The 26,340-nt window shown below is 60.7% G+C and carries 29 protein-coding genes; 13 read left to right on the top strand and 16 right to left on the bottom strand.

The annotated features are described in order from the left end of the window. Window positions 1-22 precede the first annotated feature (22 nt). Window positions 23-418, top strand: coding sequence for a tautomerase family protein (locus FHW37_RS16910; protein WP_145638451.1), 396 nt, complete (start codon window positions 23-25; stop codon window positions 416-418). Here the strand turns inward: FHW37_RS16910 and pheT are convergent. The 9 genes from pheT to infC all read right to left on the bottom strand — a co-directional run bounded on the left by pheT (window position 415) and on the right by infC (window position 7,218). Then, window positions 415-2,850: a phenylalanine--tRNA ligase subunit beta gene (gene pheT, locus FHW37_RS16905; RefSeq protein WP_145638449.1), complete on the bottom strand. Its 2,436-nt coding sequence runs from the start codon at window positions 2,848-2,850 to the stop codon at window positions 415-417. The genes FHW37_RS16910 and pheT overlap by 4 nt on opposite strands. Further along, on the bottom strand, window positions 2,847-3,266 hold the full coding sequence (locus FHW37_RS16900; protein WP_145638448.1) for a GFA family protein: 420 nt from the start codon (window positions 3,264-3,266) through the stop codon (window positions 2,847-2,849). The genes pheT and FHW37_RS16900 overlap by 4 nt, the downstream gene beginning before the upstream one ends. 4 nt (window positions 3,267-3,270) lie before the next feature. Further along, window positions 3,271-3,546 (bottom strand): DUF2442 domain-containing protein, encoded by a 276-nt coding sequence (locus FHW37_RS16895; protein WP_246690806.1) that lies wholly within the window; start codon window positions 3,544-3,546, stop codon window positions 3,271-3,273. Beyond that, window positions 3,527-3,763 (bottom strand): DUF4160 domain-containing protein, encoded by a 237-nt coding sequence (locus tag FHW37_RS16890; RefSeq protein ID WP_145638446.1) that lies wholly within the window; start codon window positions 3,761-3,763, stop codon window positions 3,527-3,529. Before FHW37_RS16890 ends, FHW37_RS16895 begins: the two co-directional genes overlap by 20 nt. A 3-nt stretch (window positions 3,764-3,766) precedes the next feature. Beyond that, entirely contained in the window at window positions 3,767-4,849 is a 1,083-nt protein-coding gene (gene pheS, locus FHW37_RS16885) for a phenylalanine--tRNA ligase subunit alpha (RefSeq protein WP_145638444.1), read from the bottom strand. Between the two features lie 35 nt (window positions 4,850-4,884). Then, complete coding sequence (locus tag FHW37_RS16880) at window positions 4,885-5,739, bottom strand: serine/threonine protein phosphatase (protein WP_246690805.1); 855 nt, start codon at window positions 5,737-5,739, stop codon at window positions 4,885-4,887. Between the two features lie 94 nt (window positions 5,740-5,833). Then, window positions 5,834-6,238: a 50S ribosomal protein L20 gene (gene rplT / locus FHW37_RS16875; protein ID WP_145638442.1), complete on the bottom strand. Its 405-nt coding sequence runs from the start codon at window positions 6,236-6,238 to the stop codon at window positions 5,834-5,836. Window positions 6,239-6,278: 40 nt separating this feature from the next. Beyond that, a complete protein-coding gene (rpmI, locus tag FHW37_RS16870) occupies window positions 6,279-6,482 on the bottom strand; it encodes a 50S ribosomal protein L35 (protein WP_007751830.1) in 204 nt (67 codons plus the stop codon). Between the two features lie 199 nt (window positions 6,483-6,681). Next, window positions 6,682-7,218, bottom strand: coding sequence for a translation initiation factor IF-3 (infC, locus tag FHW37_RS16865; protein WP_145638440.1), 537 nt, complete (start codon window positions 7,216-7,218; stop codon window positions 6,682-6,684). A gap of 179 nt (window positions 7,219-7,397) precedes the next feature. Between infC and FHW37_RS16860 the strand changes: the two genes are divergently transcribed. The 3 genes from FHW37_RS16860 (at window position 7,398) to FHW37_RS16850 (ending at window position 10,673) form a co-directional block, all read left to right on the top strand. Then, window positions 7,398-8,201, top strand: a complete 804-nt coding sequence (locus FHW37_RS16860) for an alpha/beta hydrolase (RefSeq protein ID WP_145638438.1) — start codon at window positions 7,398-7,400, stop codon at window positions 8,199-8,201. A gap of 136 nt (window positions 8,202-8,337) precedes the next feature. Then, complete coding sequence (locus FHW37_RS16855; protein ID WP_145638436.1) at window positions 8,338-8,952, top strand: transglutaminase-like cysteine peptidase; 615 nt, start codon at window positions 8,338-8,340, stop codon at window positions 8,950-8,952. Window positions 8,953-9,152: 200 nt separating this feature from the next. Then, window positions 9,153-10,673 (top strand): sensor histidine kinase, encoded by a 1,521-nt coding sequence (locus tag FHW37_RS16850; RefSeq protein ID WP_186458288.1) that lies wholly within the window; start codon window positions 9,153-9,155, stop codon window positions 10,671-10,673. A 99-nt stretch (window positions 10,674-10,772) separates the two neighbouring features. Here FHW37_RS16850 and mbfA read toward each other — a convergent pair whose 3' ends face one another. After that, window positions 10,773-11,756 (bottom strand): iron exporter MbfA, encoded by a 984-nt coding sequence (gene mbfA / locus FHW37_RS16845; protein WP_145639287.1) that lies wholly within the window; start codon window positions 11,754-11,756, stop codon window positions 10,773-10,775. Window positions 11,757-12,091: 335 nt separating this feature from the next. Between mbfA and FHW37_RS16840 the strand changes: the two genes are divergently transcribed. Then, window positions 12,092-13,195: a TRAP transporter substrate-binding protein gene (locus FHW37_RS16840; protein ID WP_145638432.1), complete on the top strand. Its 1,104-nt coding sequence runs from the start codon at window positions 12,092-12,094 to the stop codon at window positions 13,193-13,195. 58 nt (window positions 13,196-13,253) lie between these two features. On the opposite strand, the gene FHW37_RS16835 is transcribed toward FHW37_RS16840, so the two are convergent. Both FHW37_RS16835 and FHW37_RS33600 read right to left on the bottom strand, forming a co-directional pair. Continuing rightward, window positions 13,254-14,465: an MFS transporter gene (locus FHW37_RS16835; protein WP_145638430.1), complete on the bottom strand. Its 1,212-nt coding sequence runs from the start codon at window positions 14,463-14,465 to the stop codon at window positions 13,254-13,256. Window positions 14,466-14,656: 191 nt separating this feature from the next. Further along, complete coding sequence (locus tag FHW37_RS33600; RefSeq protein ID WP_186458287.1) at window positions 14,657-14,824, bottom strand: hypothetical protein; 168 nt, start codon at window positions 14,822-14,824, stop codon at window positions 14,657-14,659. 134 nt (window positions 14,825-14,958) lie between these two features. On the opposite strand from FHW37_RS33600, the gene FHW37_RS16830 reads away from it, so the two are divergent. The 4 genes from FHW37_RS16830 to FHW37_RS16815 all read left to right on the top strand — a co-directional run bounded on the left by FHW37_RS16830 (window position 14,959) and on the right by FHW37_RS16815 (window position 18,677). Next, complete coding sequence (locus tag FHW37_RS16830; protein ID WP_145638428.1) at window positions 14,959-15,579, top strand: TetR/AcrR family transcriptional regulator; 621 nt, start codon at window positions 14,959-14,961, stop codon at window positions 15,577-15,579. A 46-nt stretch (window positions 15,580-15,625) separates the two neighbouring features. After that, window positions 15,626-16,834, top strand: a complete 1,209-nt coding sequence (locus FHW37_RS16825) for an MFS transporter (RefSeq protein WP_145638426.1) — start codon at window positions 15,626-15,628, stop codon at window positions 16,832-16,834. Window positions 16,835-16,897: 63 nt separating this feature from the next. Continuing rightward, the gene (locus FHW37_RS16820) at window positions 16,898-17,503 is read left to right on the top strand and encodes an HAD family hydrolase (RefSeq protein WP_145638424.1); all 606 of its coding nucleotides are present in this window, start codon (window positions 16,898-16,900) and stop codon (window positions 17,501-17,503) included. A gap of 103 nt (window positions 17,504-17,606) precedes the next feature. Further along, window positions 17,607-18,677, top strand: coding sequence for an alpha/beta hydrolase family protein (locus FHW37_RS16815; protein WP_145638422.1), 1,071 nt, complete (start codon window positions 17,607-17,609; stop codon window positions 18,675-18,677). Between the two features lie 16 nt (window positions 18,678-18,693). Here the strand turns inward: FHW37_RS16815 and FHW37_RS16810 are convergent, their stop codons facing one another. Together FHW37_RS16810 and FHW37_RS16805 are read right to left on the bottom strand one after the other, a co-directional pair. Then, a complete protein-coding gene (locus FHW37_RS16810) occupies window positions 18,694-19,215 on the bottom strand; it encodes a GNAT family N-acetyltransferase (protein ID WP_186458286.1) in 522 nt (173 codons plus the stop codon). Between the two features lie 23 nt (window positions 19,216-19,238). Beyond that, a complete protein-coding gene (locus tag FHW37_RS16805; RefSeq protein WP_186458285.1) occupies window positions 19,239-19,814 on the bottom strand; it encodes a helix-turn-helix domain-containing protein in 576 nt (191 codons plus the stop codon). 172 nt (window positions 19,815-19,986) lie between these two features. On the opposite strand from FHW37_RS16805, the gene FHW37_RS16800 reads away from it, so the two are divergent. From FHW37_RS16800 to FHW37_RS16790, 3 genes are all read left to right on the top strand, one after another. Continuing rightward, window positions 19,987-21,243 (top strand): MFS transporter, encoded by a 1,257-nt coding sequence (locus tag FHW37_RS16800; protein ID WP_145638418.1) that lies wholly within the window; start codon window positions 19,987-19,989, stop codon window positions 21,241-21,243. A 72-nt stretch (window positions 21,244-21,315) separates the two neighbouring features. Continuing rightward, a complete protein-coding gene (gene lepA / locus FHW37_RS16795; RefSeq protein ID WP_145638416.1) occupies window positions 21,316-23,139 on the top strand; it encodes a translation elongation factor 4 in 1,824 nt (607 codons plus the stop codon). Window positions 23,140-23,272: 133 nt separating this feature from the next. Further along, complete coding sequence (locus tag FHW37_RS16790) at window positions 23,273-24,373, top strand: GGDEF domain-containing protein (RefSeq protein WP_145638414.1); 1,101 nt, start codon at window positions 23,273-23,275, stop codon at window positions 24,371-24,373. A gap of 31 nt (window positions 24,374-24,404) precedes the next feature. Here FHW37_RS16790 and FHW37_RS16785 read toward each other — a convergent pair whose 3' ends face one another. Together FHW37_RS16785 and FHW37_RS16780 are read right to left on the bottom strand one after the other, a co-directional pair. Continuing rightward, window positions 24,405-24,644, bottom strand: coding sequence for a hypothetical protein (locus FHW37_RS16785; protein WP_145638412.1), 240 nt, complete (start codon window positions 24,642-24,644; stop codon window positions 24,405-24,407). Between the two features lie 219 nt (window positions 24,645-24,863). Continuing rightward, the gene (locus FHW37_RS16780; protein WP_145638410.1) at window positions 24,864-25,196 is read right to left on the bottom strand and encodes a hypothetical protein; all 333 of its coding nucleotides are present in this window, start codon (window positions 25,194-25,196) and stop codon (window positions 24,864-24,866) included. A gap of 221 nt (window positions 25,197-25,417) precedes the next feature. Here FHW37_RS16780 and FHW37_RS16775 point away from each other — a divergent pair, with 221 nt between their 5' ends. After that, a complete protein-coding gene (locus tag FHW37_RS16775) occupies window positions 25,418-26,314 on the top strand; it encodes an NAD(P)-dependent oxidoreductase (RefSeq protein ID WP_145638408.1) in 897 nt (298 codons plus the stop codon). Window positions 26,315-26,340 lie beyond the last annotated feature (26 nt).

The raw sequence follows: 26,340 nt of genomic DNA, 5'->3' as shown, positions 1-26,340 counted from the left end.
TAGCTAATCAATGGAGAAAGACATGCCTATTCTCAATGTCAAAGTCAGCGGCGAGCGTTCCGATGCGATGACCAGGGCGATCGCGACCATGCTGATCGAGCTTACCCAGCGTATTCTCGGCAAGGACCCGGCGGTGACGGCGATCGCCATCGACTATGTCGATCCGCGCGACTGGATTGCCGGCGGAAGCACGCTTGCCGAGCAAGGCAAGTCGAGCGTCTATTTCGACATCAAGATCACGGACGAGACGAATACCAAAAGCGAAAAGGCCGCCTATATCAAGGCGGCCTTCGAAGGGTTCGAAGCCCTCCTCGGCAATCTGCACGAGGAAAGCTATATCTATGTCCAGGATGTCCGCGCCGCCTCCTATGGTTACGGCGGCAGGACGCAGGAATGGCGGTACCAGCGCGCCGGTTAGGCGCGCAGAACACCACCCGTCGTCTTTTCGACATTGGCGACAATCTTGCCGGTCAACGCCTCGAAGTCTTCGTCCGTCAGGGTCTTGTCGACCGGCTGGATCTGGACTTCGATCGCGACCGACTTCTTGCCTTCGCCGACAGATGCGCCTTCAAAGACGTCAAAAACGTTGACGCCTGATATCAGCTTGCGGTCTGCGCTGGTGGCCGCCTTGACGATTGCGCCGGCCTCGACATCGCTTGCGACGACGAAGGCGAAGTCGCGCTTGACGACCTGCAAGGGCGAAAGCTCAAGTGCAGGCTTGGTGCGGGTCGCCTTCTTCTTCGGTTCCGACATGGCATCGACATAAACTTCAAAGCCGGCCAGCGCGCCAGATACGTCGAGCGCTGCCAGCGTCTTCGGATGGAATTCGCCGAAATAGCCGAGCACGATTTTCGGGCCCATCTTGATCGTGCCGGAACGGCCCGGATGATACCAGGAAGGCGCGCCCTTTTCGATCTGGACATTGGCCATCGGCAGGCCGCAGGCCTCGATCACCGCCAGCGCATCGGCCTTGGCATCATAGACATCGACCGGCTTGCCGCCGCCCTTGTCCTTGTTGGACCAGAGGCGGCCAGCACCGTTGATGGACGCAGTGCCGCGACGGATGCCACCGGCAACGCGGCGCTGGCCTTCGGGCGTGTCGGTTTCATAGGTGCCGGAAACCTCGAAGATCGCCACATCACCAAAACCCTTGTCGGCATTGCGCTGGGCGGCGGCCAGCAGGCCCGGCAGGAGCGACGGTCGCATGTCGGACATGTCGGCTGCGATTGGGTTGGCGAGCTTCAGGGAGCGATCGCCCCCGCCGAACAGCTTGGCCTGGGCTTCGGAAATGAAGGACCAGGTGACGGCTTCCAGCATGCCTCGGGCGGCCAGCGCGCGCTTGGCGATGCGGGTGCGGATCTGCAGCGTGGTGAGGATCTTTGCGTTGACGCTGGAGAGCTTTTCCAGCGGCTCCGGCTTGATCTGGTCGACGCCATGGATGCGCATGACTTCCTCGACGAGGTCGGCCTTGCCATCGACATCCGGACGCCAGGACGGAACCGTGACGGAAACGCGCTCGCCCGAACCTTCGACATGGAAGCCGAGACGAGTCAGGATATGGCGGCTTTCCTCGGTCGAAACGTCAAGGCCGGTCAGGCGCTTGACTTCCGAGAAGGGGAAATCGACGGTCTTTGCCGCATGAGGCTTGTAACCGACGATCTTTGCTTCCGCAGGCGTACCGCCGCAGAGTTCCAGAACCAGTTCCGTGGTGCGGTCGAGGCCGGGGACCATATAGTCCGGATCGACGCCGCGCTCGAAACGGTAACGGGCATCGGTGATGATGCCGAGCGTACGGCCGGATTTCGCGATGTTGATCGGATCCCAAAGGGCGCTTTCGATCAGCACGTCGACGGTGTTTTCGTCACAGCCGGAATGTTCGCCGCCCATGATGCCGCCGATCGACTCGACGCCGTTGTCATCGGCGATGACGACGTTGTTGGGAGTGAGCTTGTATTCGCGCTGGTCGAGCGCCAACACGGTCTCGCCTTCCTTGGCACGGCGCACGATGAGGTCGCCCTTCACCTTGGCGGCGTCAAAGACGTGCATCGGGCGGCCCTGGTCGAAGGTCATGAAATTGGTGATATCGACCAGCGCATTGATCGGGCGAAGGCCGATCGCCTTCAGCCGCGTCTGCATCCAGGCCGGGCTCGGGCCGTTCTTGACGCCGCGCACGAGGCGCAGGCCGAAACCGGGGCAAAGCTTTGCATCGTCGAGATCGATCGACAGGCCGACCGAGGTCTCCCCTTCCGTCTTGAAGGACGGTTTTGCATGCGGCTTCAGCGTGCCGAGGCCGGAGGCGGCCAGATCGCGGGCAATGCCGTGGATCGAGGTGCAGTCCGGGCGGTTCGGCGTCAGGTTGATCTCGATCATCGGATCATCGAGGCCGGCATAGGAGGCGAAGGACGTGCCGATCGGCGCGTCCTGCGGCAGATCGATGATGCCGTCGTGATTGTCGGACATGTTCAGCTCCTTTTCGGAGCACATCATGCCGTGGCTTTCGACGCCTCGGATTTTGCCGACGCCGAGCGTCACATCGATGCCCGGAACATAATCGCCCGGACGCGCCAAAGCGCCAACCAGGCCGGCGCGGGCATTCGGAGCGCCACAGACGATCTGCAGCGGCTTGCCGCCGTTGACGTCAGGGCCGGCATCGACCGACAGGACCTTCAGACGGTCAGCTTCTGGATGCTTTTCCGCCGACAGGATTTTGGCGACCACGAAAGGCTTGTAGGCCGCCTTGTCATCGACATCCTCGACCTCGAGGCCGATCGCGGTCAGGCGCTCGCAGATCTGGTCGAGCGTGGCATCGGTTTCGAGATGATCCTTGAGCCAGGAGAGGGTGAATTTCATGCAATGTCTCCTTCGGGTCTCGGCGCAGTATTGGTTTCCATGCGGGGCAAACCGTCGTCGAGATGGAAATAGGGAAGCTCTTCGCGCACATAACCGTGCACGCGGGGCGGATAGTTTTCCGGCGCATCCATGGCGCCGAGCATAAAGAAGATCTGGTCGGCAATCCGCTCGTCCATATAGGCGATCGGCGCACCGCAGGTGGCGCAGAAGCTGCGCTTGACGGGCGCCGTGCCGTAAGTCGCGCCCGTCGCGCCCTCGTAACGGACATCCGCGGCGTAGAAACCGACAAAGGCGGCGACCGGCGCACCGCTAGCGCGGCGGCAATCGCTGCAATGGCAATAGCTGGTATAAAAAGGCTCGGCGCTCGCTTTGAACCGGATCGCTCCGCAGCGGCATCCGCCGGTATGAAGGGTCATGAGGTTATGCCGCCTTCTCCGGAGCCTGGGCACCGGGTGCTTTCCAGCCAAGGAACATGCTCTTCACTGAAATCCCCTCATCGACCCGCGACCACCAGATGCCTTCGTACATGAGCTCGATATCGTTCAGTGCTTCAGCATCGAGACCACTCAGAAACGGGTACCACCACAGCGGCGCTGAAATCGTGCGACCATCGGCGAGAGTGACATGCACCTCGTGCTCGGTGCACCAGGCCTTTACCGGGCGCATATCTTCGGTTTCAAATTCCAAAGAAGTCATTCCACGCCTCAATCCAACCCGATCGGTGTTGCGCGATGACGGCAAGCAGCCGCTCGATCTCCCGCTCATTGTACCCAACGTTCCTCGCCACGGCTACAGACTCCAGCCAGACCTTCAATGACTTGCCGTCCTTGACGACATGCACATGCGGCGGCTCTCCCCGATCAAGGGCGTAGAAACGAAACTTGTATCCGTGCCAGATCAGAAGGGTCGGCATCGCTTACTGGCTGAGCCCTCCGAACAGCGTCGGCATGTCGAGCGGGCGGAAACCGTAATGGTTCATCCAGCGGACATCGGCGTTGAAGAAGTCGCGCAGGTCCGGCATGCCGTATTTCAGCATGGCGATACGGTCGAGGCCCATGCCCCAGGCAAAACCCTGGAATTCATCCGGATCGAGACCGCCGGCGCGCAGCACGTTCGGGTGCACCATGCCGCAGCCGAGAATCTCCATCCAGTCGGTGCCTTCGCCGAATTTTACGATCGGGCCGGAACGGTCGCACTGGATGTCGACTTCGAAGCTCGGCTCTGTGAACGGGAAGAAGGACGGGCGGAAACGCATGACGACATTGTCGACCTCGAAGAAGGCTTTGCAGAATTCTTCGAGAACCCAGCGCAGGTTGCCGACATGCGCCTTGCGGTCGATGACAAGGCCTTCGACCTGGTGGAACATCGGCGAGTGGGTGGCGTCGGAATCCTGGCGATACGTCTTGCCCGGAATGACGATGCGGATCGGCGGCTTCTGTGCCTCCATCGTGCGCACCTGAACCGGCGACGTGTGGGTGCGCAGAACCTTGCGCTCGCCCTTTTCGTCGGGTTCGAAGAAGAAGGTGTCGTGCATTTCGCGGGCCGGATGGCCCTCGGGGAAGTTCAGGGCCGTGAAATTGTAATAGTCGGTCTCGACATCCGGGCCTTCGGCAATCGAAAAGCCCATGTCGCCGAAGATCGCGGTGATCTCGTCGACGATCTGGCTGATCGGATGGATACGGCCGCGTTCGGCCGGCGAGGAACGGACCGGCAGCGATACGTCGAGTGCTTCGGCGGCGAGGCGCGCATCGATCGCGGCGTCCTTCAGAACCGTCTTGCGGGTGGTGATCGCATCGGTGATCTCGTTCTTCAGCGCGTTGATCGCCGCGCCGCGGGTCTGGCGCTCTTCCGGCGTCATCGTGCCGAGCGTCTTCAGGAGCTCCGAGACGGATCCCTTCTTGCCGAGCGCTGCGACACGCACAGCCTCGATCGCCGCTTCGTCCGAGGCGCCTGCGACATCCGCCAGAAGAGCGGTTTTCAGTGTATCGAGTTCCGTCATCGTTTCCCTGCTTGGGTTTTCCTCCTTGCGGCGCTTCAGCCGTTCAGAGTCCCGTTCAAGATGTTTGTAAGAGTAGTCGTCGCCTGGATGAACTGCCGCAGATCTCTACCCATGTGAACCCGCCCGATCAACCGGGCAAGCCATAAAAAGCCGCCGAGAAAGCCGGTGAGCTTCGCAAGTTCTTGCCGTGCAGCGGCGGGAGCCGCCTGCGCCCAGGCAAAGTAGGCGCGGTCATGGGTCTCGCGGCCAAGTTTTGCCCGGCTTGCGACCTGCATGAAGAGAAGCCAGATGTCGCGCGCCTGCGCCACTTCCAGCGGCATCACAGCCTCGGGCTCTTCTTCAAAATCGATAAAGCCGATCCGCCCGCCGCGGGTGAACATATCGCGCGGAAAAGGTCTTCCGTGGCACAGCCCAATCGCATGGAGATGGCCGAGTTCTTCGCAGCAGAAGACGAGAAGGTCGTCATGCGCCTTGGGATCGTCGAGGGCTGCGAGCAGTTTGTGGACGGTGCGGCCGACGTCGCTGAAAACCAAGGCGCTGCCGGAAGCATAAAGAATGTCCGCGGTTGGAATGCCGTTTTGTCGGAAGCGCTGCATGCGGCGCATGTCGCGGGCGGCGTAATCGCCCTTTTCCGGCACCGGTGAGGGCCTGAGGAATGGCATGCGAAGAAGGCCCGCAAGCGCGCGCTGTACTGCAGCGAAACGCGGCCCGCTCTTGACGTCGTGCCGTTTGATCCAGACCGTGCCGGACGACAAGGCGACAGGCTGCACGCGGCCGGAGCTTGAAAGCAGCGCCGCAAGCAGGATGGGCACATCCCTTTCCGGCAATGCCGGGATATGGGCCGTTTTCAGGCCCAGCTTCTGTCTCAGGCTGATGAACTCGTCGACCACGCGACGGCTCCTTCCTCCGGTGAAAACGAAAGAACCCGCGCGGGCCAGGGCCGGCGCGGGTTCTTGAGAAGAGAATTATCTCTTGGGCGCCGACTTACTTGACGGCTGCTTCAAACTCGTTGGCCGTACCGGCATCCTTGAGGTACTCAAGAGCCTTCTTGGCAGCAGCGACGAGCGCACCGAAAGCTTCCGGCTCATGGATTGCCATGTCGGACAGAACCTTGCGGTCGACTTCGATGCCAGCCTTGTTGAGGCCATCGATGAAGCGGCCGTAGGTCAGGCCGGATTCGCGGACGGCAGCGTTGATACGCTGGATCCACAGAGCGCGGAAATTGCGCTTCTTGACGCGACGGTCGCGGGTTGCAAACTGACGCGAACGGTCAACTGCAGCCTTTGCGGCGCGGATGGTATTCTTGCGGCGGCCGTAGAAGCCCTTGGCTGCCTTCAAAGTCTTGGTGTGCTTGGCGCGGGAAGTTACGCCACGTTTTACGCGTGCCATGTCATGATCTCCTTAATCTGATCCAAAAAGCGAAGAGGTCTCAGAGACCGTTCGGCAGGTAGTTCTTGATAACCTTCTTGCCATCAGGTTCGGCAAGGATCATCGTACCGCGAGCATCGCGGATGAACTTGTTGGACCGCTTGATCATGCCGTGGCGCTTGCCGGCGGCGGCAGCGACAACTTTGCCAGTTGCGGTGATCTTGAACCGCTTCTTGGCAGCAGACTTCGTCTTCATCTTGGGCATTTTGCTACTCCATGTTCTTGTATCGACCCAGCAGACGAGGCTGGATCAAGCTATTCAAGAACGGCCACGGCATGCCCTGCCGGACCGTTCGGACGGGCGCTTATAACCGCAGTCGGTCAAAAGCGCAATGGGAAAGAAGCATCACTAAAAACCGGCTGAAACGCCGGCAAAACCGCTTGGAGGCGGTGAGATGCGGCGCTTATTTCGGCGCCAGCACCATCATCATCTGGCGGCCTTCGAGCTTGGGCTCGGCTTCCACCTTGGCGATTTCGGTCGTGTCGTCCTTGACCTGCAGGAGAAGCTTCATGCCGAGTTCCTGGTGAGCCATTTCACGGCCACGGAACTTCAGGGTGACTTTCACCTTGTCGCCTTCTTCGAAGAAACGGTTCATGGCCTTCATCTTCACGTCATAGTCATGCGTGTCGATGTTCGGGCGCATCTTGATTTCTTTGATTTCGACGATCTTCTGCTTCTTGCGGGCCTCGGCGGCCTTTTTCTGGTTCGCATATTTCAGCTTGCCGAGGTCGAGGATCTTGCAAACCGGCGGTTCGGTGTTCGGCGAGATCTCTACGAGATCGAGGCCGGCTTCCTCTGCCATGCGAAGGGCCTGGTCGGTGGCAACCACACCGAGGTTCTGACCTTCGGCATCGATAAGCTGGACCTTGGGAATGCGAATTTCCCGGTTGGAGCGCGGCCCCTCCTTGACGGGGGCATCGGCTTTGAAGGGTCTGCGAATGGTCGTATTCTCCTAGATAGTTTTTGGAACGCGGCGACGACTCTGCCTCGCCAACATCCAGCCGGCGGCAATGTCGTGATCGCTGTGCGGAAGTCAATAGCACAGCATTGCAGAAAAATCACCTGCTGTGACACGTACAATTCTGATTTATAGGGTTCTCCATCAAATAGGAGTGCCCCATGCAAGATGCCAGCAATATTACGTCCTACAAAGTAGCTGTCGGCTCCGGTGAAAGCAAACGCGAAATCGCCGTGGAACGCCGGCCGGCCGCGATGGACGGCTCGGACAGGCCTGCACTCGTCTGGCTCGGCGGTTACCGGTCCGACATGAGCGGCACGAAGGCCATCGCGCTCGAGGCTCTTGCAGACGAACTCGGACTGGAGTCGATCCGCTTCGACTATTCCGGCCACGGCATTTCCGGTGGCGCCTTTCGCGACGGGACGATTTCCCGCTGGCTCGAAGAGGCAATCGCCGTCGTCGAACATGCGGCGCCGAAGAAAGTGCTGCTGGTCGGCTCCTCAATGGGCGGATGGATTGCGCTGCGCATGGTGCAGGCGCTGAAAGCCAAGAGCGGCGCACCGAAGGTCGCAGGCCTCGTCCTCATCGCGCCGGCACCGGATTTCACCGCCGAGTTGATCGAGCCGAACCTGACAGATATCGAACGCCAGTCGCTGGCCGAAAAAGGTTATTTCGAGGAGCCTTCCGAATATAGTCCCGAGCCGAACATCTATACACGGGCACTGATCGAGGACGGGCGCGACAACCGGGTGATGACCGGCATGATCGAAACCGGCTGCCCGGTACATATCCTGCAGGGCATGCAGGATCCCGACGTACCCTACCAGCATGCGCTGAAGCTGATGGAATTCCTGCCGGCCGACGACGTCGTGCTGACCCTGATCCGCGATGGCGATCACCGCCTGTCGCGCCCCCAGGACCTCGAAAAGATGCGGTCCGCCGTCGCCAGCCTCATTAATAATTGATGAAATTTTGGGCTGGGACAGAAATGCCGCACTGTTAACCATAAAGCGAGATCAACGAAGATTAACAAATCCTGAACGATTGACTTACCCGCCCTTCGGCCCTTAACTTTTCGTTAGGACTTGAAGGGACGGGTTCATGATGAAAGCCTTGCAGGCGCGGCGCGTTGCCGCGATCCTAGTATGTGTCCTTGCGTCAGCAAGTGCAGCCATGCCGGCCCCGAGGCCGATCGCTTCGATGACGACCGGTGCGGTAACGTCCCAGCCGATCGGTCATTACGAATTCTGCCAGCGCCTTCCCGCCGAATGCGACATCAAGAGCCGTTCGGCGCCCGCCGCCAAGGTCAGCGCCAAAGGCTGGGAAGCCATCCGCCGCATCAACCACGACGTCAATGCGCGTTATATCGCCAAGACCGACCTCGAGGCCTATGGCAAGGAAGAGTACTGGACCTATCCGACCATCTACGCCGATTGCGAGGACTATGCCCTGCAGAAGCGCAAGGAACTGGCGGAAGAAGGTTTTGCGCTTTCCGACCTGCTGATCACTGTCGTTCGCAAGCCGGATGGTGAAGGTCACGCGGTTCTGACCCTTCGCACCTCCGATGGCGACTTCATTCTCGACAATCTCGAGAACGACGTGCTGCCCTGGTATGCCACGTCCTACACCTTCCTCAAGCGTCAGGCGACGTTCAATACCGGCCGCTGGGTAACGATCGAAAACGGCCGCGACCTGCTCGTCGGTGCCCTGCGCTAATTCTCTTCCGGCAGCACCTGCTGCACAGCTTTCGCGACAGACAACCCGCCCCGCTTGCAGTGGCGGGTTGTTGTTCTTATTGTCCTTGAGTCGGAAACCACCTGTCAGACCAAGGGGTCGTGACAGCCTGTGATTGCGGCCGGAGCCCTGTCGTGCGTGACGATGTGAAAACAGGTTTGCCACGTTCCATGGGGGCTGCGATGCCCACATTGCCGATCTGGCTGACTGCGGCTCTGCTTCTCACCATCATGACTGTGGCCGGGCTGATCGTCTACGGCAACTATAACAGCGCCTTGCGCGAAGGAGAGGCAAAGGCCGTTTCTTCCGCCCATGTCGTCGCCGCGCATATGGAATGGATGATGGAGGCAAGCGATCTTGCCCTGAAGAGGATCGAGGCGGCGCTTGGCGACCGGCCGATCGATTCTTCAGCAGACCTTGTCCGGGAAATGTCGCAGGCGGTCGGTGAATTGCCGGTCGGGTTCGAATATTCGCTGCTCGACAGCGGCGGCGCCATGCGGTTTTCCAGTCGCACCGACGGACTTTTGCCCAACCATGCCAATCGCGCCTATTTCAAGCGCCTGAGCGAAGGAGAAGAGCTCACCTTCAGCCGCTTGCTGGACGATGAAAGGGCAGGCAGGCCCGCCTTCATCATTGCCCGGCGCATCGATCACAAGGGAACATTCACGGGCGTTGCCAGCATCACCATTCCCAACGAGAATCTCGACCGCTTCTGGGCGTCGATGGATCTCGGTCCGCATTCGACGATATCGGTGGTGCGCGATGATGGCTGGCTGATCGCCCGCAGGCCCGTCGCGTCAAAGCCGGTCGATCTCAGCACGACCGAATGGTATCCCCTCACCCGCAACAACAAATCCGGTTTCTACCACAACCCCGTTTCACAGATCGACGGTTACGCCCGGATCGTCGCGTTCTGGAAAGTGCAGGGCTGGCCGCTAATAGCGCTTGCGGCGATCGAGCGTCAGGAGGTTCTGGACCAGTTCTGGAGCAATCTCTTTTCCGATGCCATGCTGATGGTGCCCTTGATGGCCATTCTGGTCGTCGGAGCCTTCTGGATCTACCGGCTGCTCTATCGGACCGCCTTGCGCAATGATGAACTGGAACAGGCACTGGAGCGAAACCGCTTCCTGCTGCGAGAAATCCACCATCGGGTGAAGAACAACCTGCAGGCCGTGATGGCGCTGGTGCGCCTACAGCAGCTGCCGAGCGAAGCCCGCGAGGACATGTCGAGGCGTATCGCGGCGATGATCGCCGTCCACGAACAGATCTACAAGACCGACCAGTTCGACGAAGTGGACGTTGCGCCTTATGCGACCAAGCTGATTACCGACATCGCGTCCGGATATGATGCCTCCACCACGCTTTCCCTCGACCTGCAGGACCTGACCGTCGACCGCGATCAGGCGCTTCCACTCGGCATGATCATCAATGAAGTCGTGTCGAACGCCTTCAAATATGCATTTGCCGAGCGAAAGGGCGGCAGGCTTTCCGTCAAGCTCGCCAGCGACGGCCAGTCACTGACCCTCGTCATCCGTGACGACGGGCCGGGCTTCGAAGAGTTCAATCGCAAGGGCGGAATGGGCAGCAGGCTGATCGCCAATTTTGTCAGGCAGATCGGCGGCGAATTTTCCATGCGAAACGAAGGGGGCGCCGTGTTTTCCATGACGGCGCCGGTGAAACGGGACGAGCAGGAAGCGGCTTAGAGCTTGCCGCAACCTAACCCAGCGCTTCGCTTTGGCTCAGCGCGTTCGGCGCTCAAAACGCTCCACTGGAGCGTTTTGCCGGCCGTAGGCCGTCGCTTCTCACCCATTTCCAATCAGGATGCCTGCGGCGAGGACAAGCGCACCACCGAAAACGACCTGGAAAACGGCCCGCATAAACGGCGTTTCCATATAGCGGTTCTGGATGAAGGCGATGGCCCAGAGTTCGAAGAAGACGACGATGGCGGCAATCGCGGTCGCGGTCCAGAAATGCGGGATGAGATAGGGCAATGCGTGGCCCAGGCCACCGAGCGCCGTCATGATGCCCGAGGCAAGGCCACGCTTGACCGGCGAGCCGCGGCCGGAAATCTTGCCATCGTCATGGGCGGCCTCAGTAAAGCCCATCGAGATGCCGGCACCGACCGATGCGGAGAGGCCGATCAGGAAGGTGGACCAAGTATTTCCGGTCGCAAAGGCTGCTGCAAAGATTGGTGCGAGTGTGGAGACCGAACCATCCATCAGGCCGGCAAGGCCCGGCTGAACATAGGTGAGGATGAACTGCCGCCTCGCATCCTCGTTTTCCTGCTTCAGCGTGTCTTCCGGAACATGTTTGCCTTCGAGCATGCGGGCAATATCGCCATGCCCTTCTTCTGCGAGCGCCAGATCGCCGAGCAGCTGGCGTGTCGAGGCATCCGAGACGCGGGTGGTGGCTTCACGATAGAAACGGGCGGCCTGCTCCTCCATCATCTCCGCCTGCATGCGGACCGCTTCCAGAGACAGGTTCTTGCGCAGCCAGTCCGGCTTGCGCTGGTAGAAGCCGCGCACATGTTCGCGCCGGATCAACGGGATGCGCTCGCCAAAACGCGACTGGAACATCCCGATCAGCATGTTCTTGTGGGTCTGCTCGACCTCCGCCATATCCTCGAACACTTTTGCCGAGCCCGGGTACCGGTCACGCAGCCCGTCCGCATAGGCAAGATAGATGCGCGCATCCTCTTCCTCCGAGGCGATGGCGAGCGCCAGGATTTCCTCTTCGCTCAACGAAGAGAAAGGGCGTCGGGACTGGGGAAGCAGGCGGCTGAACATCATCGATCCTCTTTTTAGAATTATTCTAAATTAAAGATCGCCGGGGAAAATTCAAGCGGTTTGCAGGCCGTAATCCAGTCCGCAGGAAAAATGCCGCAGCGCGCAATAATCAAAAAAAACTTCCACCGGAGATCGCAATTTTCCGACACCATTCTTGCCCTTTGTGAAATGATCGGTTTATGGACCGATGCAAGCAAAAGGCGCATGTGCCGACAGGCACAAACGGGCGAATGCTGTATTTTTCGCGTTTGCGCTTGTCGTCGGCAAATCGGACGGACTAGGAATTGAATGACGCCGCGTAAAGCGGCATCCCGTTGATCAGGAGGAGGGATTTGATGGATCGCAGAAGCTTTTTTAAAAATGCAGCAACAGCTGGTGTCGGCGCCGCGGCGGCGGCCGGATTGGCAGCGCCCGCCATTGCGCAGGAAAACCCGACCATCACGTGGCGGCTGACATCGTCGTTCCCGAAGAGCCTCGATATCATCTTCGGCGCCGCAAACGAGATTGCCAATACCGTCAAGGCCGCGACGGACGGCAAGTTCACCATCCAGACCTTTGCCGCCGGCGAACTCGTGCCGCCGCTGCAGGCCGCTGACGCGGTCGCCAACGGCACGGTCGAGATGGCGCATACCTGCTCCTATTATTACATCGGCCAGGATCCGGCCTTTGCACTCGGCACCGCCATTCCCTTCGGTCTCAATGCCCGCATGACCAATGCCTGGTTCCTGAATGGCGGCAATGACCTGATCAACGAGTTTCTGGCGCCGCGTAATCTTTACGCGCTTCCGGCCGGCAATAGCGGCACACAGATGGGCGGCTGGTTCCGCAAGGAGATCAACACGATCGACGACCTCAAGGGCCTGAAGATGCGGATCGCCGGCCTCGCCGGCCAGGTCATGCAGAAGGTTGGCGTCACTCCGCAGCAGATCGCCGGCGGCGACGTCTATGCGGCGCTGGAAAAAGGCACGATCGACGCGACCGAATTCGTCGGCCCCTATGACGACCAGAAGCTCGGCTTCGTGAAGGTCGCCAAATATTACTACTATCCGGCATGGTGGGAAGGCGGCCCGGCCATGCACGCCTTCTTCAACCTCGAAAAGTTCAACGGCCTGCCGAAGAGCTATCAGGAAATCCTCAAAGCCGCATGTGCACAGGCGAACATGTCGATGCTGGCCAATTATGATGCGCATAACGCAACGGCGCTGAAAAAGCTGGTTGCCGAAGGCGCCGTGCTGAAGCCTTTCAGCCGCGATATTCTGGACGCGTGCTACAAGGCGGCGATGGAGACCTATGCCGAGCTTTCGGCAAAAAGCCCGGCCTTCAAGAAGCTCTACGACCACCAGCAGGCGTTCAAGAAGGACGCGTATCTCTGGGCGCAGGTCGCCGAATATAGCTACGACACGTATATGATGATCCAGCAGCGCAACGGCGCGCTCTGATCTTGCCACTTCGTTTTGCTGAAAGGCCCGGCCGTGAAAACGGCCGGGCCTTTCGCGTTCATGCTGGTTGAAGTTTCTCCGCCTCACGGCCGGGCAGCGGCGGGAAGAACAGCGCGATCAGCACCGCACCCAGCCCGACCAAGGCTGAGCCCAAGAAAAGCCCGTTGTAATTGTTGAAGGCGTCGAAGGCCCAGCCGCCTGCGAGCGGGCCAAAAGCCATGCCGATGCTCGACAGCATCGAGGCGGCGCCGAGAACGGTGCCGAGAATTTTCGGACCGAAATATTCGCGTGCCAGAACCGCATAAAGCGGCATGACGCCACCATAGGTTCCACCGAAAATAATCGCCAGCATGTAGAAATGGGAAAGGTCGCTGGCCAGAGTGTAGGCGGCAATCACCACGGCCTGGATCAGGAGGCCAATGATCAGCACTGGCTTGACGCCGACACGGTCGGCAAGGAGGCCATAGAGAATGCGGCCGCCCAGACCGGCCGCACCTTCGACGCTGTAGATCGTCACGGCGGCCATGGGTGCGACGCCGCAGGTCATGGCATAACTCACCATGTGGAAGATCGGGCCGGAATGGGCCGCACAGCAGGCGAAGAAGGTGAAACCGAGCACGAGGAACTGCGGCGACCGAAATACGGTCGATAGCGGCATTCCGGCGCCTTCGGCCTCGGTTTCAGGCGCCGCGCCGGCTGCGGCGACGGGCGGATTTCGGACCAGCATGGCCGTCGGCACGAGAATGACCCAGGCGCCGATACCGATGACGAGCATGGCGAAACGCCAGTCGCCGTAATCGGTGATCAGCCAGCGGGCGATCGGCGAGACCGTCATCGGCGCCATGCCCATGCCGGCGGAAACCAGCGAGACGGCAAGCCCTCTGTTCTTGTCGAACCAGGCCATGGTGACCGACATCATCGGCGCGAAAAAGGCGCTGGCCGAGAGGCCGACGAGACAACCATAAACCAGCTGGAAGGCGATCAGCGTTTCCACCCGGCTTGCAAGCACAAGCGCCAGCCCGAGGATCAGCGAACCGATCAGCACGACGACGCGGGCGCCAAACCGGTCGCTCGCCGCACCCCAGAAGAAACTGCCGATTCCCATGACGATAAAATTCACCGTCATGGCACTCGATATGCCCGCATGCGACCAGCCGGTCGCCTCGGCAATCGGTGCCAGGAAAATGGCAAGCGAGAACATGGCGCCCATGGCGACGCAGCCCATCAGCCCGCCGGCAAAAACGATTACCCAACGATAATTGCTGCTCATGATGCCTCCCGATATTTTTGCCGGTCATTCGATGCGCATCATCGTCCCGCGATGTCGCTCATGACCCGAGGACGTCTGCCGGATCCTCCTCCCGACAGTGCCCATTCGAATTTTTACGCGCGCTTGGGATCACGGCAACAAAAAAGCCCCGCACGGGGCGGGGCTTTTCCGAAAACTCGTATCAGGTGACGTCAGCTGCCCGTATTCGGGCGGTTGCTGCCGACATTGCTGTTGGTCGATGCCGTTTTGCCGTCAGGACCCTGACCATAATAGGTCCCGCCCAGATGGCCGCCGGCGCTGGTATTTTCGACCTGCTTTTCGGCACGTTTGATTGCCTGTTGTACGTCACTCTTGCTCATATCGTCCTCCAAGCTTTGGGGTTGGTGACAGGGATCAAACCCATGCGCGGCACTTATGTTCCCGCTAAAATGCTTGACGGCGGAGATCGGCGCCCCTATTAGGGAACGATCATTTCCAAATATGGACCACTAAAATGGCCATCGACATCGAGAGCCCAGCCGCAAGCCGACCTGCCGGGCGGCCGCGCGAATTCGACATGGATGAAGCGCTGGACAGGGCGATCGTCGTGTTCACGGAGCGCGGCTATCACGCGACCTCCATCTCCGATCTCGGTCCGGCAATGGGCCTTACGGCCGGCAGTCTCTACAAGGCATTCAAGGACAAGAAGGCGATCTTTCTGGCCGCCTTCGATCGTTACAAGCTGGTGCGCAATGCGGCGCTGGCAGAGGCGATTTCAACTGGCCGTACCGGGCGCGAGCGCATTCGGCTGGCATTGCGGCACTATGCCGATTCCGCGCATGGCGATGACGGGCGTAGGGGTTGCCTTGTCGTCGGAGCGGCCGTCGAGCTTTCGCTGTTCGATGCCGAGACCGATGAGAGGGTGCGCCTATCGCAATCGCGGCTCGAAGCCTTTTTCGAAGGGATCATCCGCCAGGGCCAGGCCGATGGATCGGTCGGTGGCCATATCGATCCGGAGGCGACGGCCCGCCTTCTTTATGCCGTGGTGCAGGGCCTGCGCATTGCCGGCAAGGCCGGGCAGGATCAGGCCCGGGCCATGGCAATTGCCGAGGCCGCCCTCAAGATCCTCGATTGATCCTTCACGTTTTCTTCCTCCCTCCTCCTTCTCCCGGGACATTTTCATGACTTCGCAATCTGCTTCAGCGACTGCATCGCAATCGCCAGCTTCCACGCTCTCGACGGCCATGACCTTCATCATGGCTGCGGCCTGCGGCCTGATCGTCGCCAATCTCTATTATGCCCAGCCTCTCGCCGGGCCGATCGCTGCCGATATCGGCCTGCCGGCCCATGCGACCGGGTTGATCGTCACGCTCACGCAGATCGGCTATGGACTTGGTCTGCTGCTCATCGTGCCGCTGGGGGATCTCCTGGAAAACAGGCGGCTGATCATCACCATGCTCGGCGCTTCGACCATCGCGCTGATTGCGGCAGGCCTCTCCAATTCGCCTCTTCCCTTCCTCGCGGCCTCGCTGGCAATCGGTCTCACCTCGACATCCGTCCAGATGATCGTTCCGTTCGCCGCCAATCTGGCACCGGATGCGACACGCGGCCGTGTGGTCGGTAATGTCATGAGCGGGCTGATGCTCGGCATCATGCTGGCACGGCCGGTATCGAGCCTGATCGCACGCTTTGCCTCATGGCATCTCGTCTTCTTCCTTTCGGCCGCCGTCATGATTGCGCTCGGAATTCTTCTGTCGATGCGCCTTCCCTTGCGCCGGCCGCAGCCGCGCATGGGCTATTTCCAGCTCCTGGCATCGCTCGGAACGCTGGTTGCCACCCAGCCCCTGCTGCGTCGACGCGGCTTCTACCAGGCCTGTCTTTTCGCCTCCTTCACCCTGTTCTGGACGGTGACGCCGCTGCTTCTGGCAGGCCCGGTCTTCAACATGACGCAGTCGGGTATCGCTCTTTTCGCCTTTGTCGGCGTCGCAGGTGCGATCGCTTCGCCGATTGCCGGCCGACTGGCGGATCGCGATCTCAGCAAGCCTGCGACCGGCCTTGGACTGGCGGCCGCCATTCTCGGCTTCCTCGTCACCTACATCACCTCGGAAGGATCCATGCTGGGCCTCGGCCTGCTGATGCTTGGCGCCATCCTGCTCGACTTCGGCACGACGATGACGCTGGTGATCAGCCAGCGGGCAATCTACGGACTGGGTGCCGATCTGCGCAGCCGTCTCAACGGCCTCTTGATCGCAGCTGCCTTCTGCGGCGGTGCGATCGGCTCGGCTCTCGGAGCATGGGCCTTTGCAGAGGGTGGCTGGCTACTTGCCTCGGCGATCGGCATGGCTTTACCGATCGTTGCCTTCTGTTACTTCCTGACGGAAAAACGCTGAATCAATCCCGTGGCCCGCTCTTGAGCGGGCCATTGCTTTTCAAACCCGAAAACGAGCACGGCAATGAAAATCCTGATGGTCGATGTGGACGGTGTTCTGGTGCATGGACGCCCCAGGGACGGACTTGCCTATTTCACCGATATCGAACGCGATCTCGGCATTTCGATCAAGCTGCTGCAACGGGAATTCTTTCATCCCCATTGGGCAGAGATCATTATCGGTCATGAGCCGATCGAACCACGGCTGACTGCCGTCCTCAAAAGGATCGCCCCGCATCTCGATACCGAAACCCTGCTGCGTTACTGGTTCGAGAACGATAGCCGGCTTGACCAGACCCTGCTGGCCGACCTTGCTGATCTTCGTGCAAAAGGCACGCGCCTCTATCTCGCGACCAATCAGGAGCATCGCCGCGCAAACTGGCTGATGAAAGAACACGGTCTCGCCCAGCATTTTGACGGGATTTTTTATTCCGCCGCGCTCGGCTGCAAGAAGCCGAGCCACGATTTCTATCGACTGGCGACGGAGGCCGTCAGCCTGCCGCGGGAAGAGATCTTCTATATCGACGATGCCGCAGAGAATATCGAAAGCGCCACCGCATTCGGCTGGAACGCTGCGCATTGGCGGCAGGGCATGCGGCTGGACGAGGCGTTTGCGGCTAAGTCCGAATGACCTCGATCCTGTTCGAGGACGTCGCATAACGCGATCAAGGTCGAACGAACATCTCCGCCAGACCGAATGTGAGCCATCGTTTCCCAAACCAGACGAGGCTCTCATGCAAAAAATCCCGGCTCTTGTTATCGCCCTCACTGCCGTCCTTTACGGCAGTACTGCCCTCTCAGCCGAAACAGTCGGCGTTCGGAAAATCAGCGTCGTCTCCCAGGACAATCCCCGGCCGCTTGCCGTAACCGTATGGTATCCGGCAAAGGCCGATGGCGAGGTTGCGCCCAGCAGTGGGAACCGGGTGTTCGAAAGCATTCCGGTATCGGCCAATGCGTCGGTTCGTGACGGGCGGTTTCCGCTCATCCTCATCTCGCATGGTTCCGGCTCCCGCGCGGAGGGCATGGGCTGGATCGCGACGAAACTGGCGGAGGCCGGCTTCATCGTCGCCGGCCCCAACCATCCCGGCACGACAAGCGGCGATTCGACACCCGCTGCCACGCCAAAGGTCTGGGAGCGGACGAAGGACATATCGACGATCATCACCATGCTTTCCGCTGATAAACACTGGGCCGCATCGATCGATCCGGCACGTGTCGGCGCCCTAGGCTTTTCGCTCGGCGGCACAACGGTGATGGAGCTTGCGGGTGCGCGCGGCGACCTTAGCGCTTATCAGCGCTACTGCGTCGAAAACCCCGAAATGATGGATTGCCACTGGTTTCGCGGCGGCCATGGCTTTGCCGATGGCGAACAGGTTTCGGTCGATCCGCTTGATCTCGGCAGTATCGATAAAGCGCGCTTTGAACAATCAAATCGCGATGATCGGATCAAAGCCGTTGTCGCCGTCGATCCGGGCCTGGCCACAGCCTTCCAGCCGGAAAGCCTGAAGGAGATCAAGATACCCCTCGCCCTGATCAACCTCGGCAGCCCCGGTCATGTGCCCGTTGCTGTGCTCGCCGACAAACTGGCCAACCAGATCACCGGCTCGAATTACGCGCAGGTGAGCGACGCCGACCATTTCAGCTTTCTGCCCGTCTGCAAACCGGGCGCTGCGGATTTCCTGAAATCGGTCGGCGAGCCGGACCCGATCTGCGCGGAGACGGCGCGGCCACGCAAGGATATTCATGCCGAGCTCGAGCGGCAGATCGTCGGAGCCTTCACGAGCATGTTGAAGCCCGGCAATTGAGCCGGGCTTTCAAGCCTCATCCGATCCGCTTGTAAAACAGCGTCGTGTCGCAAAAACCGCCCTGCGGCCAGAGCGCGTAGTCCGGGATGACGCCGACGCGCTCCCAGCCGAAACGCGGATAGATGCTTTCCGCATCACTGCCTGTCGCGGTGTCGAGCACGAGGAGCGTGCGGCCGCGGCTTGCGGCCTCCGCTTCCACCGCTTCCATCAGTTTTCGCGACAGGCCGAGGCCACGGGCCGAGCGGTGGACGAGGAGTTTCATCAGGTCGCCGCGATGCGGCTGGTTGGGTTTCGAGGCGAGCCCAACCTGCACCGTGCCGACGATACGGCCATCGACTTCAGCGGCGGCGAGGATGATGCCGCCCTTTTCCACCTCATCGGCAATGCCCTGCCAGTAGGCCTTTGCATCCTCCGGCGCATAGGGCAGCATGAATCCGAGCGAGGCACCGCCATTGATGCAGTCGGACAGGATCTCGCAGAGATCGGCTGTCGCGGCTCTGGCTTCTTTTGCGGTCAGGATGCGGATGGAAAGGGTCACGGGAAAAATCTCCAATCAAAATATCAGCGGCCGCGATCGAGGATGACCGCATAACGGGCCGGCTTGTCGGACGGGTTGTGGAAGTCGAAAGCGTCGCCGATATCCATGAACAGGCAATCGCCCGGCATGAGCCGATAGGTTTCGGCCGGCAAGACCATGTCCAGCACGCCCTCGAACAGCCAGACATGCTGGGTGATGACTCGGCTTTCGGCGCGCGGCGGAAAGCTGACGCGGGCACCGGCCGGAAACTCCACCTCGACGATATCGACCCGGCTCGGCATGCCCGGCGGGGAAACTGAGCGGCGCAGATAACCGGTATGCGGATCCCGCCAGAGCTTTTGGTTCTCTTTGCGGCTGAGCGGCGATGCCGAAGGTTCATCGTCGGCGAAGAAGGCAGACAATGTCAGGCCGAGCGCCTCCGACAATCGCGCCAGAAGGGCCGCTGTCGGGCTCGCCTCGGTCCGCTCGATGCGGGAAATCATCGCCCGGCTAACGCCGGAGCGTTCCGCCAGTTCATCGAGCGTCAATCCTGCCCTTGCCCGCAGCATTTTCAGCCGCTGGCTGATGGCGCCATCTATTTCACGAGAAGTATCATCCATTATTTGAGATTTACATTCCCTTATAATGGAATCAAGCGAAATCCCGCATGCCGATGGATTTTTACAAGCGATGGCGTTTCCGCGATAGCTAAGGTGTGCGGCGCCCGCTAAGGAAGATTATCCTTCACTGCCGGCTTTTCCCCGGCGGTCCAACGCCTGCCGGAGCACCGACATGAACGGGGACCATATCGATACCGCCTCGCCTTTTTCGATCGCCAGCATCGTCATCTCCATGACAATCGCCGCGATCGGCAGCGGCATCATGTTTGCCTATGTTCCCTATATGCTGACGCATTCGGATGCGGCCGGTTGGGCGGCGGGCGGCGCGGTGACGGCGGTTGCCTTCGGCGGTCTGGTTGGCTGTGTCGTCGGCGGGCCGCTGATCCGGCGTGTCGGCCATGCGCGGCTGTTTGCCTGCTCGATGGCGATGGTGATCATCGCTGCCATCCTGATCGCGGCCGACCTGCCGCCGATCTGGTGGATTTTTGCCCGCGGCATTTATGGCGCGGCAGCCAATGTCAATTTCATCATCGCCCAGAGCTGGCTCAACCACGCCGCCTCCAATCAATGGCGCGGCCGGGCCATGTCCTTCTTCTACATGACCTACGTTCTCGGCCTCGGTTGCGGTGCCTGGATCTTTGGGCAGATCCCGACCGACGGCAATCTGGCGCCGCTGGCGGTCGTCTTCTTCACGGCGATCGCCATCCTGCCAATCGGGCTGACCCGCCTGCCGAACCCGCCGGCGCCGGCCAGCGTCAATGTGAACGTGAAAATGGCCTGGCGGATCTCGCCGGTCGGCCTGATCGGCGTCCTTGCTTCCGGCGGACTTTCCATGGTCGTGCAGGGTTTCGTGCCGATCTATGCCTCGACCAACCAGCTGCCGCAGGCCGATATCGCACTGCTGATGTTCGTGATGCAGACCGGCCTGCTCTTCGTGCAATATCCGCTCGGCATTCTCTCCGACCGGATGGACCGTCGTTATGTGCTGCTGATTGCCTGCGCGATCATCCTGATTGCGGGCTTCGGCGCATTCCTCGCCTCCTTCTCGCATCTCGTACTGCTGATGATCGTCTTCATGGTCTTCGGCGGCGCCGTCGAAACCGTCTATTCGATCGCCAATGCGCATGCCAATGACCGTGCCGATCCGGGAGATTTCGTGCCGCTCTCCTCGACCCTGCTCGTTGCATGGTCGACGGCCGCGACGATCGTGCCACTTTGCGTGACCATGCTGACCCCGATCTTCGGCGGACGAACCTTCATCATCGCCGCCATGTGCGTGGCCGTCGCCTATGCGCTTTTCGTGCTGCGGCGCGTCAAGGAGCGCGGTCCTGCACCGGAAGACGAGCGCGAAAGTTTCGGCATCCGCAGCGCGCAGCTGCCGAATGCGGCGACGCTCTCCGAGCCGGGCAAAGGAAATCCCGAAAAATAAGGGGTTTCATCCTCAACGAATGGTTATCTTTCCGCTTTGCGGTAAGGGCCGGCGCTGCTATATGCGCCAGCCATGAGCACCAATTCGCGCACGCCCCTCGACCATATCCGCAACTTCTCGATCGTCGCCCATATCGACCATGGCAAATCGACGCTCGCCGACCGACTGATCCAGTCGACAGGCGGCCTTGCCGAACGCGAGATGTCGGAACAGGTCCTCGACTCGATGGATATCGAGCGCGAGCGCGGCATCACCATCAAGGCCCAGACGGTGCGCCTGCACTACAAGGCCAATAATGGCGAGACCTATATCCTCAACCTGATCGACACGCCCGGCCACGTCGACTTTGCCTATGAAGTGTCGCGCTCGCTGACCGCCTGCGAAGGTTCGCTGCTCGTCGTCGATGCCTCGCAGGGCGTTGAAGCGCAGACGCTCGCCAACGTCTATCAGGCGATCGACGCGAACCACGAGCTGGTCACCGTCCTCAACAAGATCGACCTGCCGGCGGCCGAGCCCGACCGGATCAAGGAACAGATCGAGGAAGTGATCGGCATCGACGCCTCCGAGGCCGTGCTGATTTCGGCCAAGACCGGCCTCGGCATTCCCGACGTCCTGGAAGCGATCGTCAACAAGCTGCCGCCGCCGAAGAGCGAGATCGGCGAAAAGGGCCCGCTGAAGGCGCTTCTCGTCGACAGCTGGTACGACACCTATCTCGGCGTCATGGTTCTCGTGCGCGTCATCGACGGCGTGCTCGAAAAGGGCCAGACGATCCGCATGATGGGCACCGGCGCCAAATACGGCGTCGAACGCGTCGGCGTGCTGACCCCTAAAATGGTCAATGTCGACTCACTCGGCCCCGGCGAGATCGGCTTCATCACCGCCTCGATCAAGGAAGTGGCCGATACCCGCGTCGGCGATACGATCACCGAAGACAAGCGCCCGACGGCGACCGCCCTTCCCGGCTTCAAGCCGGCGCAGCCGGTCGTGTTCTGCGGCCTCTTCCCGGCCGATGCGGCCGATTTCGAAGACCTGCGCGCGGCGATGGGCAAGCTTCGCCTGAACGACGCCTCCTTCTCCTTCGAAATGGAGAGTTCTGCGGCGCTCGGCTTCGGCTTCCGCTGCGGCTTCCTTGGCCTACTGCATCTCGAAATCATCCAGGAGCGTCTGGAGCGCGAGTTCAATCTCGATCTCGTCGCCACCGCACCTTCGGTCGTCTACCAGATGTCGCTGACCGACGGCACGGAAGTCGAGCTTCACAACCCGACGGACATGCCTGACGTCGTCAAGATCGACGAGATCCGCGAGCCGTGGATCAAGGCGACGATCCTGACGCCGGACGAATATCTCGGCGGCATTCTAAAACTCTGCCAGGACCGCCGCGGCATCCAGACCGAACTCACCTATGTCGGCACCCGCGCGATGCTGACCTATGAATTGCCGCTCAACGAAGTCGTGTTCGATTTCTACGACCGCCTCAAGTCGATCTCCAAGGGTTATGCCTCGTTCGACTACAACATCATGGACTACCGTGCCGGCGACCTCGTGAAAATGTCGATCCTCGTCAATGGCGAGCCGGTCGATGCGCTTTCGATGCTTGTCCACCGCTCGGCGGCCGACCGCCGCGGCCGCGGCATGTGCGAAAAGCTGAAGGAACTCATTCCGCCGCACATGTTCCAGATCCCGATCCAGGCCGCGATCGGTGCCAAGGTTATCGCCCGCGAGACGGTGCGCGCGCTGCGCAAGGACGTGACGGCCAAGTGCTACGGTGGCGACGCGACGCGTAAGCGCAAACTTCTGGAAAAGCAGAAGGAAGGCAAGAAGCGCATGCGCCAGTTCGGCAAGGTCGACATTCCACAGGAAGCGTTTATCGCCGCGCTGAAGATGAACGACGAATAAGCGCTTCTAAAACCGACGAGTTTATTGGGCAGACGGTGATCACCGGCTGCCCAAATCATTTTTGAACATCATCAATTTCTTAAACCAAATACGTTCATATGCGGACCAGTTCGCAAATGACGGGTGATCCCCCTTGGCTCTCGACTATTCCACGGTGCATTTCTGCAGCGCGCTGCTGAGTGTCAGCTATGGGACGATGTTTCTGGTTCTCTGGGCGAAGCGGCGGGAAAAGCCGCTTCTCCTGTGGTCGCTCAGCCTCTTTCTCGCAGCCGGCGCCGGCTATGGCTTTACACTGCAGGGCGGCGCATGGGCGACGGCGCTTCTCTACGGGCTGATTGCAGGTAATGTGACGCTGATCTGGGCCGGTGGGCGAGCCTTTGATGGCCGGGCGCCGTTCGAGTGGCGAATGGCCGCCCTCCCCGTGCTCATCGCCGCCATTCATTATGGCGCCACGCTGTCTGGTGAGCCGCATATTGCCAATGCGCTTGCAACCTTGCTGCTTGGTCTCAACGTCTTTGCCGTCGGCCGCTATTTCTTTACCGAAGGCGCCGCCGTACCGCGCTTCGGCCGGAAGATCGTTGCGGGCTCGCTCTTTGCCTATATCCCGATCTATCTCGTCTCGGTCGCGCTTTCGCTGCTGGAAATGGAGAGCCGGATCTCGGCGATCATCATTCTCGTCGGCGATCTCGTGCTCAACAATGTCTTCGTGGTCGGCCTGTTCTCGGTGATCGAGGACAGGACACGCCATGCGCTGCGCGTGATGGCGGAGACGGACGAGATGACCGGCGCGCTCAACCGCAGCGGATTTCTGAAACAGGGCGCGCGGCGGGTCGCAGGCGAGCAGAAGGCGGCGATGCTGCTTGCCGATCTCGATCACTTCAAACAGATCAACGATACATTCGGCCACGCTGCCGGGGACGCCGTACTGAAAGGTTTTGTCGAGCGGGTTCGTGCCGTGCTGGGTGAAAGCCACCTTGTCGGCCGCATGGGTGGCGAGGAATTCGCCATCCTCCTGCCGGGCCTTGATACCGCCCATGCCGCCGGTCAAGCCGAGGCGATGCGCGTGGCGATGGCGGCCGGCCCGATCCTGTGGGGCGATATCGCGATCATGGCGACGGTCAGTATCGGCGTTGCTGCCCACCAATGCGGCGAACCGCTGGAGATCAGCCTGAGGCGCGCCGATGAAGCGCTTTATCGCGCCAAGAGAACCGGTCGTAACCGGATCGCGGCTTGAAGGGCTGATTGTCCTTCGCTCTCGTTAGGGGTCAGTGCCGTGGCCGCGGCATATCCTCGGGCGTGATCCAGACCCTGCCATCAAAAGCCACCTCGCCGTGATCCAGCTTCCAGGTCGCGATCGTTTCAATCAGGCCGAGCTTTGAGCGCACATCGCCGATCCGACCGTCATTGAGCACGCAGACGGCCTGGCAGGTGCCGCCATTGCGCATGACGAGGAGTGTGTGATGGCTGGTGTGCCTGATCTTTTCCGGTAGCGTGACGAGCCGCATGGTTTTCTCCTTCGGCTGATGGAGCCGTTTGGACTATCTCGTGCAGCCGAAGGGTCGGGAAATATAGTTAACAAAAGGTTAACGGCAGAGGGTTCTATCCAGCCGCGATGATGCCCTGCGGATATAAACGGCAAGGATTTCAAAGGTATCGTCATGCACGAAAAAGCCGCCCGCCCTTTCGGACGAGCGGCTCTCGATCAAGCCGTTAAGGCAAGTTCCTTACGGCTGCGAAGGCTGGCTCCCACCGGTGGCCGGAGCAGCCGGCGCTGCATTATTGGTCGACGGAGCTGCCGGGGTTGCCGGTGCCGGTGTCGCCGGAGCCGGAGTGGTTGCGGCCGGCGGTGTCGTCGAGGACGTCGTGGTCGGATCGGTGGACGTGCCGCCCATCTGCGACCATGCAAAGGCGCCGACGACGATGACCGCCAGGATCGCTACCCATGCCATCCACGAGGACGAGCGCTGCGGCTCGGGCGTGGTGCGCAGGTCGGGACGATTGAGATCCGGGCGGTTGATGTCCGGACGCGGGGTATTCGGATTGGGATCATAAGCCATGTTCATTCCTCCTTTTCCGGCTAGACAATGCCTGGCATCAGCATTTGGTTCCCGTCTGGGTCTTTTGCCGGATGCGGGCACAATCACGCCGGGCATGTTTTGGGGTACGGCGACGGATATGAACCGGCATCCTTCGATCTCTTGCCGATCGCCATAGCTGCCTTTAATTCTTGCCTCGGAACTCTCGGCCAGATGGTCAAGACTTGGAGAAGCGGGCGTTTATGCCCCGGCATGCAGGAGGACGGGCCTTGAAGACAGAGCGGATCGGAATAATCGGCCTTGGCCGCATGGGCCAGGCGATGGCGACACGGTTTTCCCGGCTCGGCTTTTCGGTCAGCGGCTGGAGCCGCAGCGGCATTGATCCCGCGCTTGCTGAAGAGATCGGCATGCACCGGGCGGTCGATATTCCCGCTCTGGTCGCCGCTTCCGACATCGTGATCCTGGCGCTGCTGGATGATCAGGCCGTCCACACAGTGCTGGATGCGCTTGCCACAGTCGATCTTTCCGGCAGGCTGGTCGTCGATACCAGCACGGTCAGCCCGCAGACCCTGCGGGGCCGTGCGGCCGGAATGGAGGCCGCCGGCGCCCGTCTTCTCGATGCGCCGATCTCCGGCGGGCCGGAAATGCTGCTGTCCGGCAAGGTTGGGCTCTATATCGGCGGCGACAAGGCCGATTTCGACCGGTTCCTGCCGCTTGCCGAAACATTGTCCGACCGCATCCACCATGCCGGCGGGCTTGGCGATGGCGCGGCGGCAAAACTCGTCAACAACATGATGCTGATGGGACAGTGGCAGAATTTGAAAGAGGCGCTCATCCTCGGCAAGAAGGCGGGCCTGACATCGGCAAAGATCCTTGAGATCCTGTCCGGCAGCCCGGCAGCCAGCCCGGCTTTCAAGAGCCGCCTGCCGGTCATCCTGGGCGAAACGGATGCGGTCGGCTTTCCGGTCTCGGGCGCCATCAAGGACGGACGCCTGGTGCGCGACGTGGCTTCCGTGCTGGGCATAGATACGCCGGCTATGGCTGCCTCGCTGAAAAGCTTCGAGGCGGCCGCAGAGGCCGGTTTTGGCGATGCGGACCTCGCGACCATGGTTCGTCTGGTCGCTGAACGGTCCGAGTGAGTCTCGGAGCAGGAAATTCACAGGAT

This window comes from Neorhizobium alkalisoli (assembly GCF_007829835.1).
Taxonomy (GTDB): domain Bacteria; phylum Pseudomonadota; class Alphaproteobacteria; order Rhizobiales; family Rhizobiaceae; genus Neorhizobium.
This window is presented reverse-complemented; position numbering and strand designations above follow the sequence as displayed.

What these genes read in the sequence shown, in the direction of transcription:
- FHW37_RS16910 (WP_145638451.1), top strand. Translation starts at nt 23, where the DNA reads ATGCCTATTCTCAATGTCAAAGTCAGCGGCGAGCGTTCCGATGCGATG.
- pheT (WP_145638449.1), bottom strand. Translation starts at nt 2,850, where the DNA reads ATGAAATTCACCCTCTCCTGGCTCAAGGATCATCTCGAAACCGATGCC.
- FHW37_RS16900 (WP_145638448.1), bottom strand. Translation starts at nt 3,266, where the DNA reads ATGACCCTTCATACCGGCGGATGCCGCTGCGGAGCGATCCGGTTCAAA.
- FHW37_RS16895 (WP_246690806.1), bottom strand. Translation starts at nt 3,546, where the DNA reads ATGACTTCTTTGGAATTTGAAACCGAAGATATGCGCCCGGTAAAGGCC.
- FHW37_RS16890 (WP_145638446.1), bottom strand. Translation starts at nt 3,763, where the DNA reads ATGCCGACCCTTCTGATCTGGCACGGATACAAGTTTCGTTTCTACGCC.
- pheS (WP_145638444.1), bottom strand. Translation starts at nt 4,849, where the DNA reads ATGACGGAACTCGATACACTGAAAACCGCTCTTCTGGCGGATGTCGCA.
- rplT (WP_145638442.1), bottom strand. Translation starts at nt 6,238, where the DNA reads ATGGCACGCGTAAAACGTGGCGTAACTTCCCGCGCCAAGCACACCAAG.
- rpmI (WP_007751830.1), bottom strand. Translation starts at nt 6,482, where the DNA reads ATGCCCAAGATGAAGACGAAGTCTGCTGCCAAGAAGCGGTTCAAGATC.
- FHW37_RS16860 (WP_145638438.1), top strand. Translation starts at nt 7,398, where the DNA reads ATGCAAGATGCCAGCAATATTACGTCCTACAAAGTAGCTGTCGGCTCC.
- FHW37_RS16855 (WP_145638436.1), top strand. Translation starts at nt 8,338, where the DNA reads ATGATGAAAGCCTTGCAGGCGCGGCGCGTTGCCGCGATCCTAGTATGT.
- FHW37_RS16850 (WP_186458288.1), top strand. Translation starts at nt 9,153, where the DNA reads ATGCCCACATTGCCGATCTGGCTGACTGCGGCTCTGCTTCTCACCATC.
- mbfA (WP_145639287.1), bottom strand. Translation starts at nt 11,756, where the DNA reads ATGTTCAGCCGCCTGCTTCCCCAGTCCCGACGCCCTTTCTCTTCGTTG.
- FHW37_RS16840 (WP_145638432.1), top strand. Translation starts at nt 12,092, where the DNA reads ATGGATCGCAGAAGCTTTTTTAAAAATGCAGCAACAGCTGGTGTCGGC.
- FHW37_RS16835 (WP_145638430.1), bottom strand. Translation starts at nt 14,465, where the DNA reads ATGAGCAGCAATTATCGTTGGGTAATCGTTTTTGCCGGCGGGCTGATG.
- FHW37_RS33600 (WP_186458287.1), bottom strand. Translation starts at nt 14,824, where the DNA reads ATGAGCAAGAGTGACGTACAACAGGCAATCAAACGTGCCGAAAAGCAG.
- FHW37_RS16830 (WP_145638428.1), top strand. Translation starts at nt 14,959, where the DNA reads ATGGCCATCGACATCGAGAGCCCAGCCGCAAGCCGACCTGCCGGGCGG.
- FHW37_RS16825 (WP_145638426.1), top strand. Translation starts at nt 15,626, where the DNA reads ATGACTTCGCAATCTGCTTCAGCGACTGCATCGCAATCGCCAGCTTCC.
- FHW37_RS16820 (WP_145638424.1), top strand. Translation starts at nt 16,898, where the DNA reads ATGAAAATCCTGATGGTCGATGTGGACGGTGTTCTGGTGCATGGACGC.
- FHW37_RS16815 (WP_145638422.1), top strand. Translation starts at nt 17,607, where the DNA reads ATGCAAAAAATCCCGGCTCTTGTTATCGCCCTCACTGCCGTCCTTTAC.
- FHW37_RS16805 (WP_186458285.1), bottom strand. Translation starts at nt 19,814, where the DNA reads ATGGATGATACTTCTCGTGAAATAGATGGCGCCATCAGCCAGCGGCTG.
- FHW37_RS16800 (WP_145638418.1), top strand. Translation starts at nt 19,987, where the DNA reads ATGAACGGGGACCATATCGATACCGCCTCGCCTTTTTCGATCGCCAGC.
- lepA (WP_145638416.1), top strand. Translation starts at nt 21,316, where the DNA reads ATGAGCACCAATTCGCGCACGCCCCTCGACCATATCCGCAACTTCTCG.
- FHW37_RS16785 (WP_145638412.1), bottom strand. Translation starts at nt 24,644, where the DNA reads ATGCGGCTCGTCACGCTACCGGAAAAGATCAGGCACACCAGCCATCAC.
- FHW37_RS16780 (WP_145638410.1), bottom strand. Translation starts at nt 25,196, where the DNA reads ATGGCTTATGATCCCAATCCGAATACCCCGCGTCCGGACATCAACCGC.
- FHW37_RS16775 (WP_145638408.1), top strand. Translation starts at nt 25,418, where the DNA reads ATGCCCCGGCATGCAGGAGGACGGGCCTTGAAGACAGAGCGGATCGGA.